At 65.3% G+C, this 16,128-nt stretch carries 15 protein-coding genes; 9 read left to right on the plus strand and 6 right to left on the minus strand.

What is annotated here, in order from left to right:
• Positions 1 to 144: 144 nt before the first annotated feature.
• Positions 145 to 1,080, minus strand: coding sequence for an AEC family transporter (locus tag H6900_07990; protein ID MCC0073218.1), 936 nt, complete (start codon positions 1,078 to 1,080; stop codon positions 145 to 147).
• A 150-nt stretch (positions 1,081 to 1,230) separates the two neighbouring features.
• Between H6900_07990 and H6900_07995 the strand changes: the two genes are divergently transcribed.
• Positions 1,231 to 1,977 (plus strand): sulfite exporter TauE/SafE family protein, encoded by a 747-nt coding sequence (locus tag H6900_07995; GenBank protein MCC0073219.1) that lies wholly within the window; start codon positions 1,231 to 1,233, stop codon positions 1,975 to 1,977.
• Positions 1,978 to 2,091: 114 nt separating this feature from the next.
• Here H6900_07995 and pobA read toward each other — a convergent pair whose 3' ends face one another.
• Positions 2,092 to 3,267, minus strand: coding sequence for a 4-hydroxybenzoate 3-monooxygenase (pobA, locus tag H6900_08000; GenBank protein ID MCC0073220.1), 1,176 nt, complete (start codon positions 3,265 to 3,267; stop codon positions 2,092 to 2,094).
• Positions 3,268 to 3,321: 54 nt separating this feature from the next.
• On the opposite strand from pobA, the gene H6900_08005 reads away from it, so the two are divergent.
• Positions 3,322 to 4,224, plus strand: coding sequence for a helix-turn-helix domain-containing protein (locus H6900_08005; protein ID MCC0073221.1), 903 nt, complete (start codon positions 3,322 to 3,324; stop codon positions 4,222 to 4,224).
• Between the two features lie 118 nt (positions 4,225 to 4,342).
• A complete protein-coding gene (locus H6900_08010) occupies positions 4,343 to 4,585 on the plus strand; it encodes a YdcH family protein (GenBank protein ID MCC0073222.1) in 243 nt (80 codons plus the stop codon).
• Between the two features lie 75 nt (positions 4,586 to 4,660).
• On the opposite strand, the gene H6900_08015 is transcribed toward H6900_08010, so the two are convergent.
• Genes H6900_08015 through H6900_08025 form a run of 3 tightly spaced genes read right to left on the minus strand, consistent with a single transcriptional unit; the run spans position 4,661 to position 7,723 of the window.
• Positions 4,661 to 6,073, minus strand: a complete 1,413-nt coding sequence (locus H6900_08015; GenBank protein MCC0073223.1) for a DUF2083 domain-containing protein — start codon at positions 6,071 to 6,073, stop codon at positions 4,661 to 4,663.
• Positions 6,074 to 6,125: 52 nt separating this feature from the next.
• Complete coding sequence (locus H6900_08020) at positions 6,126 to 7,331, minus strand: multidrug effflux MFS transporter (GenBank protein MCC0073224.1); 1,206 nt, start codon at positions 7,329 to 7,331, stop codon at positions 6,126 to 6,128.
• Between the two features lie 47 nt (positions 7,332 to 7,378).
• Positions 7,379 to 7,723, minus strand: a complete 345-nt coding sequence (locus tag H6900_08025) for a DMT family protein (GenBank protein MCC0073225.1) — start codon at positions 7,721 to 7,723, stop codon at positions 7,379 to 7,381.
• 183 nt (positions 7,724 to 7,906) lie between these two features.
• On the opposite strand from H6900_08025, the gene H6900_08030 reads away from it, so the two are divergent.
• From H6900_08030 to H6900_08050, 5 genes are all read left to right on the plus strand, one after another.
• On the plus strand, positions 7,907 to 9,439 hold the full coding sequence (locus H6900_08030; protein MCC0073226.1) for an acyl-CoA carboxylase subunit beta: 1,533 nt from the start codon (positions 7,907 to 7,909) through the stop codon (positions 9,437 to 9,439).
• Between the two features lie 266 nt (positions 9,440 to 9,705).
• Entirely contained in the window at positions 9,706 to 9,855 is a 150-nt protein-coding gene (locus H6900_08035) for a hypothetical protein (protein MCC0073227.1), read from the plus strand.
• A gap of 87 nt (positions 9,856 to 9,942) precedes the next feature.
• On the plus strand, positions 9,943 to 10,353 hold the full coding sequence (locus tag H6900_08040) for a hypothetical protein (protein MCC0073228.1): 411 nt from the start codon (positions 9,943 to 9,945) through the stop codon (positions 10,351 to 10,353).
• A 67-nt stretch (positions 10,354 to 10,420) separates the two neighbouring features.
• Positions 10,421 to 12,424: an acetyl/propionyl/methylcrotonyl-CoA carboxylase subunit alpha gene (locus tag H6900_08045; GenBank protein ID MCC0073229.1), complete on the plus strand. Its 2,004-nt coding sequence runs from the start codon at positions 10,421 to 10,423 to the stop codon at positions 12,422 to 12,424.
• A 1-nt stretch (position 12,425) separates the two neighbouring features.
• On the plus strand, positions 12,426 to 13,169 hold the full coding sequence (locus H6900_08050) for a hypothetical protein (GenBank protein MCC0073230.1): 744 nt from the start codon (positions 12,426 to 12,428) through the stop codon (positions 13,167 to 13,169).
• 188 nt (positions 13,170 to 13,357) lie between these two features.
• On the opposite strand, the gene H6900_08055 is transcribed toward H6900_08050, so the two are convergent.
• Entirely contained in the window at positions 13,358 to 13,798 is a 441-nt protein-coding gene (locus H6900_08055; GenBank protein ID MCC0073231.1) for a DUF4174 domain-containing protein, read from the minus strand.
• A 118-nt stretch (positions 13,799 to 13,916) separates the two neighbouring features.
• Between H6900_08055 and scpA the strand changes: the two genes are divergently transcribed.
• Positions 13,917 to 16,052: a methylmalonyl-CoA mutase gene (scpA, locus tag H6900_08060; protein ID MCC0073232.1), complete on the plus strand. Its 2,136-nt coding sequence runs from the start codon at positions 13,917 to 13,919 to the stop codon at positions 16,050 to 16,052.
• Positions 16,053 to 16,128 lie beyond the last annotated feature (76 nt).

The raw sequence follows: 16,128 nt of genomic DNA on the forward strand, positions 1-16,128 counted from the left end.
CTCCCGTTTGCCGAGGTGTCGCGAACCGCCGCACGCAGGCGCGGGCCCTCCCTCGATCTGGGCAATGTATACATTCGCCCGCGCCCCGCAGGCCAATAGAAATGCACCGGCTTGCATTGAAAAAAGCTATTGTTGCGCCGGCCCTCAAAGCGCGTGCATCAGCCCCAGCGCGGCGGTGACGGTGACCACCGACAACGCGGTCGTCACGATCAGCGCGGTCGAGGTGACGGCCTCCAGCCCGAACGGGGCGGCCAGGATCGGATAGACCGTCAGCATCGGCACGGCGGCGAACAGGATGCCCACCGGGATCAGCGCGGGCGGCACGCCGGGAATGGCATAGAGCGCCGCCGCCACCAGCAACGGATGCAGCACCAGCTTGCCCAGCGCGATCCCCGAGGTCCGCCGCCAGTGCCCGCCCACCGACATCCGCGCCACCGTGCCGCCGATCACGAACAACGCCACGGGCGAGGCCGCCATCGCCAGCGTCGTCACCGCCCGCTCGACCGGCGCGGTCAGGGACAGGCCGGTCGCCCGCCACAGCAGCGACGCGGCCACCGCGATCAGCAGCGGGTTGCGGATCATCCGCGCTCCGGCCGCGCGCGCCAGCCCGCCCAGCGTGGCCCCCTTGTGCTGCGCCGCACCGGCCAGCATCGTGGCCATGGGAATGATGACCGTGTTCTCGATGGTCATGGTCATGGCAAAGACCACCGCGCCGTCAGCGCCGAACAACAGGCTGGCAATCGGAAAGCCCAGGAACCCGCTGTTCGAATTGGACATGCCAAAGGCAAAGATCCAGGCATCCGCCGCCGGCTGCCGCAAGAACAGGCGCATCCCGGCATAGCCCAGCCCCAGGGTCGCGACCGACCCCAGAAGATAGGCCGCGAAGAACGCCGGATCGAGGCCGGTGTCGCCATGGGGCAGGGCGATGGCAAAGACGATCAGCGCGGGCAGGCAGATCTTCAAGGCGAACTGGCTGAGCGCCCCGATATGCGCGGTGTCGAGATAGCGCCAGCGGATCGCCGCATAGCCGACCAGGATCATCAGATAGATCGGCAGGGTGGTCAGCAGGATCTGGATCATCGGGGCCTCCGCATTGCGCCCTGCCTAGCACGCGGCGCAACCGGGGGCGAGGGGGTGGGGGGCACGCGTCGGCCCTTGCATAAATCCGGCTTTGCTTCCAGCATCCCGGCGCCTTCCCGCCCTGATCCCAGCCCGAATCCGATCCCCGCCATGACCGACCTTCTGCCCCCCGATGTCGCGCCCCTCGTGGCGCTGTCGCTGATGGCGGTGAGCTTTGCCTCGTCCTTCATCACCATTTCCTTCGGCATCGGCGGCGGCGGGCTGATGCTGGCGGTGATGGCCAGCCTGCTGCCGCCTGCGGCGCTGGTGCCGGTGCACGGGGTGGTGCAGTTCGGCTCGAACGCCGGGCGCACGGCGATGATGGCGCGCCATATCCAATGGGGGCCGGCGCTGTGGTTCGCGGTCGGGATCGTGCTGGGGATCGGGCTGGGTGCCTCGGTCGTGCCGGCGATCCCGCCGGCGGTGGTGCTGATCGGGGTCGGCCTGTTCCTGATCTGGACGGTGCTGTCGAAGCCGCCGGCCTGGATGCGCGACTGGCCGCTGCTGACCGGTACCCTGACCAGTGTGCTGAGCATGGCCTTCGGCGCCTCGGGGCCCTTCGTGAACACCTATGTGAAATCGCTCGACCTGGGCCGCCACGCGCATGTGGCCACCACGGCGGTGCTGTTGAGCGGACAACACCTGCTCAAGGCGCTGGCCTTCGGCGTCCTGGGCTTTGCCTATGCGCCCTGGGCGGGGTTGATCGCGGCTCTGATCCTGTGCGGGCTCGCGGGCACCTGGACCGGCAAACAGGTTCTGAACCGCCTGAGCGACGCGCGCTTCCGCCAGGCTCTGAACGCGGTCCTGCTGCTGCTTTCGGCACGGCTGGTCTGGCAGGGGCTGTCGCTGCTGCTCTGACCTGACGCCCTGGCCTTCTTTGTGCCGGAAATATCCTCGGGGGTATCCAAAGGGGGTGGAAAACCCCCTTTGGCGAGGGGGTGCGGGGGGCGAGCAGCCCCCCGCCGCCTGCGGTCAGAACGGCAGGCCGACGTAGTTCTCGGCCAGCGACGACAGCGCCGCCTCGGAACTGAACAGATAGGCCAGGTCGGTGTCCTGAAGCTTCCGGTCATAGGCGATGCTGTCGGGGAAGGTGTGCAGCATGGTCGTCATCCACCAGCTGAACCGCTGCGCCTTCCAGACCCGGGCCAGCGCCTTTTGCGAATACTGGTCCAACCCGGTGTCGTCGCCCTTCAGATAGTGATCCACCATCGCGTGATACAGGTAATAGATGTCCGACGCGGCCGAGTTAAGCCCGCGCGCGCCCGTCGGCGGCACGATATGCGCGGCGTCACCCGCCAGGAACAGGTTCCCCCAGCGCATCGGCTCGGCTACGAAACTGCGCAGCGGCGCGATGGATTTCTCGATCGACGGGCCGGTTTCCAGCCGTTCCGCCACCTCGGCCGGCAGGCGCTTCTTCAACTCGTCCCAGAAGTCCGCGTCCGACCAGTCCTCGACCGTGTCCGACAACGGCACCTGGATGTAATAGCGGCTCAGCACCTGGCTGCGCAGCGAACACAGCGCAAAGCCGCGGTCGTGCTTTGCATAGATCAACTCGGGGTTCACCGGCTTGGTGCGGCTCAGCACGCCCAGCCACCCGAAGGGATAGACCTTTTCGTATTCCGTCAGCACGTCCTTGGGGATCGCCTTGCGCGAGGGGCCGTGGAACCCGTCCGCGCCGATCACGAAATCGCAGTCGATGCGCACGATCTCGTCGCCGTCGCGATAGGTGACATAGGGCGGGGTGGTGGTGTTCAGGTCGTGCAGGGCCACGTCTTCGACGTTGTGGATGACCGTGCCCTTCATCCGGTCGCGCGCGTCATAGAGATCGCGCGTCAGTTCCGTCTGGCCATAGACCACGACTGACGATCCGCCGGAATACTTGTGCAGATCGACCCGCGTCAGCGCCCCGTTGTCCGAGATCTCGAACCCGTCGTGGATCTCGCCCTCGCGGTCCATGCGCTCGCCGCACTGGGCCTCGCGCATGAGTTCGGCAAAGCCGTGCTCCAGCACGCCCGCGCGGATCCGGCCCAGCACGTATTCCCGACTGTGCTTTTCCAGCACGATCGTGTCGATGCCCTTGAGGTGCAGAAGCTGGCTGAGCATCAGCCCCGAGGGGCCGCCACCGATGATGCAGACTTGGGTTTTCATGCGTGTCTCCTCCTGAATGCGGGCGCAGAGTGCCCCTGTCGCGGGCAATGGGGAATGGACCCGGTTGCGCAATTCTTGTACGATTCGAACATGACGCGCGCTGCCTCGCCCACGATTCCCAACTACAACCTGTTCGGTGAAGCCGACGATCTGCCCGATGTCGTCCATTGCGAAACGATCGAGACCCGCTCGCGGTTGCACGATTGGGAACTGGGGGTGCACCGGCACGCGCGGTTGCATCAGGTCCTTTTGTTGCAGGACGGGGGCGGGGTGCTCAGCCTTGAAGGGCGGCGCCACGCCTTGCCGCCGATGACGCTGGTCAATGTCGCCATCGGCGTGGTGCACGGCTTCACCTTTGTTCCGGGCACGCGGGGGCTGGTCGTGACCTTCTCGGCCGAGATGCTGGACCAGTCCCTGCGGCCCGCCGAAGGGCTGCGGGACGTGCTGGCGCAGGCCGCCGTGCTGCCGGCCGAGGGGGGCACGGTGCTGACCCTGACGCAGATCGCAACCGCGTTCTCTGGCCGCGATTTTGGCCGCGCGCAAAGCCTGCGGTCGCTGGCAGGGCTGTTGCTGGCCCAGGTGGCGCGGGCAATGGTCGATCACGGCGCGGTCGCCGATCCGCGCGCCACCCCCGACCTGCTGAGCCGGTTCGAGCGCCTGCTGGACCTGCACCTGCTGGACCATTGGAGCGTTGCGGACTACGCGCGCGCGCTGGCGGTCAGCGCCCCCCACCTGTCGCGGGTCACGCGCAAGGCGACGGGAAAACCGGCCTCGGGCCTGATCGAGGACCGCTTGATTCGCGAGGCGCGGCGCAATCTGGTCTATACGAACTTGCCCATTTCGCGCATCGCCTACGCCCTGGGGTTCGAGGACCCGGCCTATTTCACCCGGGTCTTCACCCGGGCGACAGGCACCTCGCCCCGCGCCTTTCGCCAGCGCCTGGGCGAGGACGGCTGACCGCCGCGAGTCGGGCTCGGGCGTATATTGTGCATTTGTTATTGAACTTCTGATCCAGATCAAATGCGCAGCGCGACACGGCCGCTAGACTTGGGTCATCAGCAAGACGGAGATCCCGATGTCGCACACCCCCCACGAACTCGCCGAAGAATTCCCGGCCGAGATCGACAAGATGCACGCGCTCAAGCAGAGCGATCCTCATTTCGCGAAGATGTTCGACGACTATCACGACGTCAACAAGGACATCCATCGGGGCGAGACCAATGTCGAGCCGATGGCGGACGATCACATGGCCGACCTGCGCAAGAAGCGCCTGGCGCTGAAGGACCAGATTGCTCACATGCTGCGCGCGGCGTCGTGAGTGCGCGAAATTAACCAGTGATGGCGTAAGAGTGGCGGGCCGCGGAAGCGGCCCGTTTTTGTTTGCCCGGCTGGGTCACGGGGTGTCCGAGGACGGCCGCGCGATGGCATAGGGCAGGACGCCGCGCTGGTCGGGGTCGATCCGCAGCTCCTGCTCCAGCGGCGGAACGGATCGCTGGTGGCAATCCGGCCGCGCGCAGATTCGGCAGGAAATGCCGATCGGCTCGAACGCCTGCGGGTTGGTCAGGTCCATGTCGTCGGCATAGGTCAGCGATTCGGCATGGCGGATCTCGCATCCCAGACCGATGGCGTAGCGGCGCACCGGGGCGCGGAACGAACCGCCCGGTTTCGAGACATCGCGCGCCAGGCAGAAATAGCGCACCCCATCCGGCGTTTCCGCCAACTGGCGCAGGAACCGGCCCGGCGTTTCAAAGGCCTGGTGCACGTTCCACAGCGGGCAGGCGCCGCCATACCGCGCGAATTGCAGTCGCGTGGCCGAGTGGCGCTTGGTGATCGTGCCGGCCTGATCGACCCGCACAAAGAAAAAGGGCACGCCCTTGGCGCCGGGCCGTTGCAGGGTGGACAGCCGATGCGCCACCTGCTCGATCGAGGCGCCAAAGCGGTCGGCCAGCATTTCCAGATCGTGCCGCGTTTCCTGGGCGCTGGCCAGAAAGGCGCGGTAGGGTAACAGCGCGGCGCCCGCGAAATAATTCGCCAGGCCGATCTTGGCGATTGCGCGGGCCTCGTCGGACTGAAAACGCGCCAGATCCAGCGTGGCCTCCAGCAGGTCGTCCTGGGTCAGCAGGGCGATCTGGTGCAGCATCTGGAAGCGCCGTGTCGCCAGCGCGGCATGGGTGGACAGTGTGAGAATGCGGTTGCGGGGATCGTAGCGCCGCAGCGTTGCCTCGTCGGAATAGCGCACGCCGACACCACGGCGCTCCAGCAGGGCGATGGCCTTGTCCTCGATCGTGCCGGTGCCCTGGGCAAAGCGTTCGGCGGCGCGATCCACGGCGTCGATATAGTTGTCGCAGTAATGGAAGAAGTCGCGCACCTCCTCCCAGGGCGAGGGGCGCAGCATCCGGTCCTCGCGTCCCAGGGCCTCGTCCAGCGAGGCGAGGCGCTCGTGCGTCTGGCTATAGGCCCGGTGCAGCGCCAGCAGCGCACGCGCCACCCCCGGCGCGTTCGAGGCCACCAGCCGCAGATCGGCGGCGCTGGGGCCGGGCTCGGGAAAGATCGGGTCGGCCAGTGCCTCGCGCAGGTCGGAAACCATCCGCTCGCTGTCGCCGGTGCTGAGTTCGGTCACATCGGTGCCGAACTCGCGCGCCAGGGCCAGGACAACGGCCGTGCTGACCGGCCGGTTGTTGTTCTCCATCTGGTTCAGATAGGGCAACGAAACCCCCAGCCGCGCCGCGAATTCCTTTTGCGTCAGGTGCAGGCGCACGCGAATCTCGCGCAGCTTCGCCCCGGCATAGAGTTTCTGCACCGCCATCGCGCCCTCGTGCTTTGCAATGTGCCAAAGCTAGCTTTGCAAAGCGGTCGCGTCAAAGGCCCAGTTGCTTGTTGCGACGGATCACCAGCAGGATCGACAGGATCGACCCCAGCAACGAGGCCCCCATCACGATCAGCAGCGGCCAGGCGCCGGTTTCCAGCGTCAACCAGCTGCCCGCCAGCGCCGACAGCGCCGCGCCGCCGCCGATCATGATCGCCCCACCCAGCCCCGAGGCCGTGCCCGCCAGTTGCGGGCGCACCGACAACATGCCGGCGTTGGAATTGGGCAGCACCAGCCCGTTGCCCGTGCCGATCAGCAGGAAGGGCAGAAAGAACCCCAGCGCCCCGCCCCAGCCCGTCGCCACCGCCAGCACCTGCAACACCATGCCCGCGACCATCACCATGTTGCCCGTGACAATCATCCGGATCACGCCCATGCGGACCGAAAAGCGGCCCGACAGGTAGTTGCCCGCGCCGTAACCCAACCCGGTGACGCCGAAATAGAACCCCAGTTCCGCCGGCGTCAGGCCATAGAGTTCGGACCCGACGAAGGGCGCGCCACCCAGATAGGCAAAGAACACCCCAGAGGCGAAGGCCGTGCTGAGCACATAGCCCCAGAAGCGCGGCGAGGTCAGCAGTTCCGGATAGTCGGCCAGTTGCTTGCGAAAGCTCGACGGCCGGCGCACGACCGTTTCGCCCAGGTCCGCCCAGACGAGCCACAACACCAGCAAACCGAGGATCAGCATCAACCCGAAACTGGCGTGCCAGCCAAAGACCTCGTCCAGCTTGCCGCCGATGATCGGCCCCAGCATCGGCACGATCGACATGCCCAGCGTGACATAGGCGATCATCGAGGCCGCGCGCGCCTCGTCCACCATATCGCGCACGATGGCGCGGCTCAGGGCCATGGCGGTGGCGACGGCGGCCTGCAACATGCGAAAGGCCAGGAAGGTCGTGACATCGGGTGCCAGCAACGTGCCCAGCGTCGCCAGGTTGAACACCACCAGCGAGGCAACGAGGATGTTGCGCCGTCCAAAGCGGTCGGACAGCGGCCCGATCACCATTTGCAGCACCGCGCTGAATGCCAGATAGACCGAAATCGACAGCTGCATCAGCCGGTAATCCGTCTGGAAATAGGCGGTCATGTTCGGCAACGAGGGCAGGAAGATGTTCATCGACAGCGCCGAAACCCCTGAAAGCAGGATCAGCGTGACCAGATGTGGCGGGGATTTTCGGTCAAGAAACCGGGGTTCTGTCATGTTCATTTCACAAGTGTAGTGAGCGGCCCGGAAACTGTCCAGCCGCCTCAGCCGGGGCGGTGGAAAATCAGGCTGGCCCCCAGGGCGATCAGGGCAAATCCCGCGGCGTGGTTCCAGCCAAGCGGTTCGCGCAGATAGACGGTCGAAAACAGCGCGAAAACTGCCAGGGTGATGACCTCCTGGAGGGTTTTCAACTGCGCCGCGCTAAAGGTGCCGTGGCCGATCCGGTTCGCGGGCACCTGCAACATGTATTCGAACAGCGCGATCCCCCAGCTGATCAGGATGACCGCCAACAGGGGCGCGGACTTGAACCTGAGGTGACCATACCAGGCGACGGTCATGAACAGGTTCGAGGCGACGAGCAGCAGAACGGTTTGCAGGGCAATGGGCATGGGGGCCTCACGCGCGGGGGTTTCGCGCGCTATACGCCTTGCGTGCACGGTCGGAAACGGGGCTGCATTAGCGGATTTGCAATTCGCATTTGATCTTTGCTAGGTTCTTTGCAAATTTTCTCGATTTTGCTTCCCCTTGCGCGCGCCGGCCCGTAGATTGCGCCGAAATCCGAGGAGGGGCCGATGAAGGACATTCTGCAAGAGCTGGAAACCCGTCGCCAGACCGCGCGCCAGGGGGGCGGTCAGCGCCGCATCGACGCGCAGCACGCCAAGGGCAAGCTGACGGCGCGCGAACGGATCGAACTCTTGCTCGACGAAGGGTCGTTCGAGGAATTCGACATGTTCGTCGCCCACCGCTGCACCGATTTCGGCATGGAACAGGACCGCCCCGCGGGTGACGGCGTGGTCACGGGCTGGGGCACGGTGAACGGCCGGATGGTCTATGTCTTCAGCCAGGATTTTACCGTCTTCGGCGGGTCGCTGTCCGAAACCCACGCACAAAAGATCTGCAAGATCATGGACATGGCCGTGCAGAACGGGGCGCCGGTGATCGGGCTGAATGATTCCGGCGGGGCCCGCATCCAGGAAGGTGTCGCCTCGTTGGCAGGGTATGCGGACGTGTTCCAGCGCAACATCATGGCCTCAGGGGTGGTGCCGCAGATTTCCGTCATCATGGGGCCCTGCGCGGGCGGCGCGGTCTATTCGCCGGCGATGACCGACTTCATCTTCATGGTGCGCGATTCGTCCTATATGTTCGTGACCGGCCCCGACGTTGTGAAAACCGTCACCAACGAGATTGTCACCGCCGAGGAACTGGGCGGGGCCAGCACGCACACCAGGAAAAGCTCGGTCGCGGATGGCGCGTTCGAGAATGACGTCGAGGCCCTGATCGAGGTCCGCCGCCTGGTCGATTTTCTGCCGCTGAACAACCGCGAGAAACCGCCGGTGCGGCCCTTCTTCGACGATCCGCTGCGCGTCGAGAACAGCCTGGACACGCTGATCCCGGACAATCCGAACACGCCCTACGACATGAAGGAACTGATCTTCAAACTGGCGGACGAAGCGGATTTCTTCGAGATTCAGGCGGATTACGCGAAGAATATCATCACCGGGTTCATCCGGCTCGAGGGGCAGTCCGTCGGGGTCGTGGCCAACCAGCCCATGGTTCTGGCCGGCTGCCTGGACATCGACTCGAGCCGCAAGGCGGCGCGGTTCGTGCGGTTCTGCGATGCCTTCGAGATCCCGATCCTGACCCTGGTGGACGTGCCCGGCTTCCTGCCCGGGACCAGCCAGGAATACGGCGGCGTCATCAAGCACGGCGCGAAACTGCTGTTCGCCTATGGCGAGGCGACGGTGCCGAAAGTGACGGTCATCACCCGCAAGGCCTATGGCGGCGCCTATGACGTGATGGCCTCCAAGCATCTGCGCGGCGATTTCAACTATGCCTGGCCGACGGCCGAAATCGCGGTGATGGGTGCCAAGGGTGCGGTCGAGATCCTCTATCGCGGCGAGCTGGGCGACAAGGACAAGATCGCGGCGCGGACCAAGGATTACGAAGGGCGCTTTGCCAACCCCTTTGTGGCGGCCGAAAAGGGCTTTGTCGACGAGGTCATCATGCCCCATTCGACCCGCCGCCGGGTGACCCGCGCGTTTGCCAGCCTGCGCAACAAGAAGCTGACGAACCCCTGGAAAAAGCACGACAACATTCCGCTGTAACCGGCGGGGTGCGTGCCCCAGCATCTGAGGGCGGTGGCCATGATATCGCAAGATGTTGAGTTTTTGACCCCAAGCGCGGCGGGCCCTGGTGCTCTGCCGCCACAGAACGCCTTGCAAGCCCCCATGATTGAACGGAAAAACTGGCACAGACCCTTGAAATGGGATATGGTCCCCTGCAGCACTGCCAGTTCGGCATGTGCGAATAAGAGCATCCGGCGTCAGGCAAGTCCATGGCGACCGGGGAGCGAAGAGAGCAGGAGTTTTCAATGTCCAAGACCACCCTCGCCGTTATGGCCGGTGTTTTCGGCCTGTCGGTCCTGGCGGGTTGCAACCAGCGACGCCAGGAAGAATTCACCATGGTCGAGCCTGCGCCGCAGCCGATCTATGTGGAGCCGGTCACCCCGAAATACCGCTGACGTTCCGCCGTCTGGCGTAGCGCGCCGGGCGGGGCTGGCCACGGTCCCGCCCGCCTGTCTGCGTGTGCGCGTCCTGGGGGGTGCCCCATGCTGAAGCACCGCGGCTTTCCCGGGCGTCTGCCCGGCACCGATTTCCAGTTCACCATCCGGCGCGCCAATGTGAAAGAGGGGGCCTCTCCCCTGATCGAGCGCAAGCGATTCAAGGATCGCCGCGCCGCTGACCGTCGCGCCGACGCCGGCTTCATGGCCGCGCTGTGGGCGCATTTTGGCGACGAACCCTTCGAGCGTGGCAACCTGGACGCCGGGCGCCTGTCCTGGCTGTTCGGCCGCGAGGTCGTTCCCGCCGAGGACCCCTTCGATCCGAAAAGCTATGACGCCCTGCTGCGCATCGACGTGGCGGCCGCCCGTGTCAGCTTTCCAGAAGTCTTCGACGACACCGATGCGGCCGACAGCGCCGACGCCTGGTCCGAAGACGAGGACGAGGGCTGGGACGAATGAGCCTCGGGGCTGTCAACGCCTTGGATGCATTGAATTTTGAGGCCCCGGCCGGGGCAGGGGAGTGAGCATGTTCAAGAAGATCCTGATCGCCAACCGTGGCGAGATCGCCTGCCGGGTCATCAAATCCGCGCGCAAGATGGGTATCGCCACCGTGGCGCTGTATTCGGACGCGGACCGCAATGCGCTGCATGTGACGATGGCCGACGAGGCGGTGCATATCGGGCCGTCGCCGGCGAACCAGTCCTATATCGTGATCGACAAGGTGATGGACGCGATCCGCCAGACCGGCGCCGAGGCCGTGCATCCGGGCTATGGCTTCCTGTCCGAAAACAGGAAGTTCGCCGAGGCGCTGGAAAAAGAGGGCGTGATCTTTGTCGGCCCGCCCAGCCCCGCGATCGAGGCGATGGGCGACAAGATCACCTCGAAGAAGATCGCGCAGGAGGCCGGTGTCAGCACGGTGCCCGGCTACATGGGCCTGATCGCCGACGCCGAAGAGGCGGTGACCATTTCGGATCAGATCGGCTATCCCGTGATGATCAAGGCCAGCGCCGGTGGCGGCGGCAAGGGGATGCGCATCGCCTGGAACGCGCAGGAAGCGCGCGAAGGGTTCGAATCGTCCAGGAACGAGGCCGCGAACAGTTTCGGTGACGACCGTATCTTCATCGAGAAATTCGTGACCCAACCGCGTCACATCGAAATCCAGGTGCTGGCCGACAAGCACGGCAATTGCGTCTACCTGCACGAGCGCGAATGCTCGATCCAGCGCCGCAACCAGAAGGTCATCGAGGAAGCGCCCTCGCCCTTCCTGGACGCCGAGACGCGCAAGGCGATGGGCGAACAGGCCTGCGCCCTGGCCAAGGCGGTCGGCTATACCAGCGCGGGCACCGTCGAATTCATCGTCGATGGCGAGCGGAATTTCTATTTCCTCGAGATGAACACCCGGCTCCAGGTGGAGCACCCCGTCACCGAGCTGATTACCGGCGTCGATCTGGTCGAGCAGATGATCCGCGTCGCCAACGGCGAACCCTTGCCCTTCAGGCAAGAGGATCTGACGATCAACGGTTGGGCCATCGAAAGCCGTCTGTATGCCGAGGACCCCTATCGCAACTTCCTGCCGTCGATCGGGCGGTTGACGCGCTATCGGCCCCCGGTCGAAGGGCCGACCCCGCGCGGCGGCCTGGTGCGCAACGATACCGGCGTCTACGAGGGCGGCGAGATCAGCATGTATTACGACCCGATGATCGCCAAGCTGTGCACCTGGGGGCAGGACCGCGCCGCCGCGATCGAGGAAATGCGCCTGGCACTGGACACATTCGAGGTCGAGGGCATCGGTCACAACCTGCCGTTCTGTTCGGCGGTGATGGACCACCCGCGCTTTGTCTCGGGCGCCATCACCACCGCCTTCATCGCCGAGGAATTTCCCGACGGGTTCAACGGCGTCGCCCTGCCCGAGCCGATGCTGAAGCGCGTCGCGGCGGCGGCGGCGGCGATGAACCGCGTGGCGGAAATCCGGCGCGCGCGCATCTCGGGCCGGATGGACAACCACGAACGCAAGGTCGGTGACGACTGGGTCGTCGCCTTGCAGGGCGTCGATTACCCGGTGGCGATCCGGGCCGACAGAGGCGGCGCGACCGTGGCCTTTGCCGATGGCGCGGCGCTGCGCGTGGAAAGCGACTGGACCCCGGGCCAGCCGCTGGCGCGGTTGATGATCGACGGCGAGCCGCTGGTGCTGAAGGTCGGGCGCGCGACGGGCGGTTACCGTCTGCGGGTGCGCGGCGCGGATCTGAAGGTGCATGTCCGCACACCCCGTCAGGCCGAACTCGCGCGCCTCATGCCCGAGAAACTGCCGCCCGACACGTCGAAACTGCTGCTCTGCCCGATGCCGGGCCTGATGGTGAAGCTCTCGGTCGCGGTGGGCGACGAGGTTTTCGAAGGCCAGGCGCTGTGCACGGTCGAGGCGATGAAGATGGAAAACATCCTGCGCGCCGAGAAGAAGGGCGTCATCAAGCTCATCAACGCCGCCGTCGGCGGATCGCTGGCGGTGGATGACGTGATCATGGAGTTCGAGTGAGTTGAAGCGCCGCGCCGTCATCCTGCTGGGCTGCACCTTCTTCGTGGCGGTTCTGGCCTCGCTGGCCATCCTTCTCTACTCGGTCGGTTTCGGGGACCTGGTGAACAAGGGCCTGGCGGCCGTGGTGGGGGGCGGCGTCCTGGCTTTGGGCTGGGTCGCCAGTTTCGTCCTGCGCGAAATCAGCGCGGCGACCGAGGAAGGCGAGAAAAGCGAAGATCTTCAGGAGACGTTGCGCGCCGAACTCTATGTCTATCAAAGCCTGCTCGACGATGACGACACGGAAGAGGCGAAGCGACAGTTGGCCAAGCGGATTTCGGACGGCGAAAGATCGGGCAGCCGCTACGTGCCCTTTGTTCCCCGGATCAGCGCGCCGGTCATCTTTGAAGCCTTGGTCGGAGACATCTACCTGCTGCCAAAGGATGTCACCGACCGCGTGGTTCAATTCTACGCGAACCTGTCCGACGTCAGGCTTATGGCGGAAGACCTGCAAACCAAGGCTTTTATCGAGCTGCCCGGACCCAGGCGTCTAACGGCGTATTGTGACTATCTCGATATCCGGCGAACGACCTGCGAACTGGCGGAAAAGGCGGTTGCGGCCCTGAACGCCTCACTCGGCAGTTCCGACGCAATGCGGGCCGACTGTATCAACCATTTTGAAGATTTCATTGCCGAACGGAAGGCCCGTCTGCGGCTGGAACTGGAGGAATTCAGTAGCCGAAGCGTGGCCCCCGGCGGCCCTCGATAGAGTGCGGTTTTGAACGTTTTTGTTTCATCATCACTCCTGTATCCGCTACCGATGAGCTTAGGCGGCGGACGGCGTCCGGCACTGCCTTTTTCGCATCGTCAGTATTACCTTACGGAAACCGTTGCCATTTGGCAACACATAGGCCCAGTCTCTGCCGCCATGTTAACGGGAATCCATGAACGATTTCTCTACCGCCCCGCCGGCAGCCGGTCCAGCAATTCCTGCCGCCGCAGGGGGAAACGGTCGATGATTTCGCCGATTTCGCGGACGGTTCGGGGCGCGGGGCGGCGTTGCTTGATCTCGCCGTCCTTGCCGATGATGGCCAGCATGAACCCGTGCGGGCGCAGCCTTTGGCGCAGGGCGCTGCCCGAGGTCCGGTCGCTGTCGATCAGCACCAGCACGTCGCGGGTGAACAGGTCGTCGGGGTGGTCCTCGATCTCGCGCATCTGGCGGGCAAAGGCCGGGTCCAGCGGCGAATCCGCCAGCACGGCGACGATCCGGTATTGCCACAGGAAGCTGTCGGGCTCGATCCCGGCGGCATCGAGGATGCGCAGCCCCTCGGGGCGGTCGTCCTGGGCCCAGGCGGGCTGGGCCAGAACCAGGGCGGCGATGAGCAGCGTCTTCAACATGGCGGGCGGGCCTCCTTGTCCAGTGCATATAGGCACGACCGCCGGAAAAACACCCGCAACCCCAAGGATTTCGCCCCGGTCGCCCATGGCCCGGGCCTGAGAGATGAAGGAGGGCAGCATGTCCCGCGACGACGCATACGAAACCTGGAAAGGCCTGGCGCAGAAGGAACTGAAGGGCCAGGACCCCGACAGCCTGACCTGGCACACGCTGGAAGGGATTGCGGTCAAGCCGCTCTATACCCGCGCCGATACCGAGGGGCTGACGCATCTGGATTCGATGCCCGGGGTCGCGCCCTTTACCCGGGGCCCGCGCGCAACCATGTATGCCGGCCGGCCCTGGACGATCCGGCAATATGCGGGATTTTCCACCGCCGAGGAATCGAACGCCTTTTACCGCAAGGCGCTGGCGGCGGGGCAGCAGGGCGTGTCGGTCGCCTTCGATCTGGCGACGCACCGGGGCTATGACAGTGACCACCCCCGCGTCGTCGGCGATGTCGGCAAGGCGGGCGTGGCCATCGACAGCGTCGAGGACATGAAAATCCTGTTCGACGGCATCCCGCTGGACAAGGTCAGCGTCAGCATGACGATGAACGGCGCGGTGATCCCGATCCTGGCGAATTTCATCGTCACGGGCGAGGAACAGGGCGTGGACCGCAAGCTGCTGTCGGGCACGATCCAGAACGACATCCTCAAGGAGTTCATGGTCCGCAACACCTATGTCTATCCGCCTGAGCCCTCGATGCGGATCATCGCGGACATCATCGAATACACCGCGGCCGAAATGCCCAAGTTCAACTCGATCTCGATCTCGGGCTATCACATGCAGGAAGCGGGCGCGAACCTGGTGCAGGAGCTGGCCTTTACCCTGGCCGACGGGCGCGAATACGTCCGCGCGGCTCTGGCGCGCGGCATGGATGTCGATGCCTTCGCCGGGCGGCTCAGCTTCTTTTTCGCGATCGGCATGAATTTCTTCATGGAGGCCGCCAAACTGCGCGCCGCGCGCCTGTTGTGGCACCGCATCATGTCGGAATTCGCGCCCAAGAAGCCGGGCTCGCTGATGCTGCGCACGCATTGCCAGACCTCGGGCGTCAGCTTGCAGGAACAGGACCCCTACAACAACGTCGTGCGCACCGCCTACGAGGCGCTGGCGGCGGCGCTGGGCGGCACGCAGTCGCTGCACACCAACGCGCTGGACGAGGCGATCGCCCTGCCCACCGAATTCAGTGCCCGCATCGCCCGAAACACGCAGCTGATCTTGCAGGAAGAGACCGGCGTGACCAGGGTCGTCGATCCGCTGGCGGGGTCCTATTATGTCGAGAAACTGACAGCCGACCTGGCGGAAGCGGCCTGGAAACTGATCGAGGAAGTTGAAGAACTGGGAGGCATGACCAAGGCTGTCGCCTCGGGGATGCCCAAGCTCAGGATCGAGGAATCGGCGGCCAAACGTCAGGCAATGATCGACCGGGGCGAAGAGGTGATCGTCGGCGTCAACAAGTATCGGCTGGCCAAGGAAGACCCGATCGACATCCTGGATATCGACAATGTCAAGGTGCGCGAGGCGCAGATCGCGCGCCTGGAACGGACCCGCGCCGCGCGCGACGAGGCTGGCTGCACCGCGGCGCTGGCCGAACTCGAACGGCGCGCGAAAGAGGGCGGCAACCTGCTGGAGGCCGCGGTCGAGGCCGCGCGCGCGCGGGCCAGCGTGGGGGAGATCAGCATGGCGATGGAAAAGGTGTTCGGCCGTCACCGGGCCGAGGTGAAGACGCTGGCCGGCGTGTATGGCGCGGCCTACGAGGGCGACGACGCCTTTGCCGCGATCCAGAAAGACGTCGAGGCCTTTGCCGAGGCCGAGGGCCGACGCCCGCGGATGCTGGTGGTGAAGATGGGCCAGGACGGTCACGACCGGGGCGCCAAGGTGATCGCCACCGCCTTTGCCGACATCGGTTTCGACGTCGATGTGGGCCCCTTGTTCCAGACCCCTGAGGAAGCGGCGCAGGACGCGATCGACAACGACGTGCACGTGGTCGGCATCTCGTCCCAGGCGGCCGGGCACAAGACGCTGGCGCCGAAACTGATCGAGGCCCTGGAAGCCGCCGGTGCGGGGGATATCCTGGTGATCTGCGGCGGGGTGATACCGCAGCAGGATTATGCGTTCCTGAAGTCCAGGGGCGTGAAGGCGATCTTTGGTCCGGGGACCAATATCCCCGAGGCCGCGCGGGATATCCTGCGGCTGATCCGCGACGCGCGCGGTTGAATGACGGGGGGGGGGGGGCTGCCGCCCCCCCACCCCCCGCCCAAGGGGGTTTTCCACCCCCTTGGATCCCCCGAGG

The organism is Rhodobacter sp. (genome assembly GCA_020637515.1).
In the GTDB taxonomy this organism is placed as follows: Bacteria; Pseudomonadota; Alphaproteobacteria; order Rhodobacterales; family Rhodobacteraceae; genus Pararhodobacter.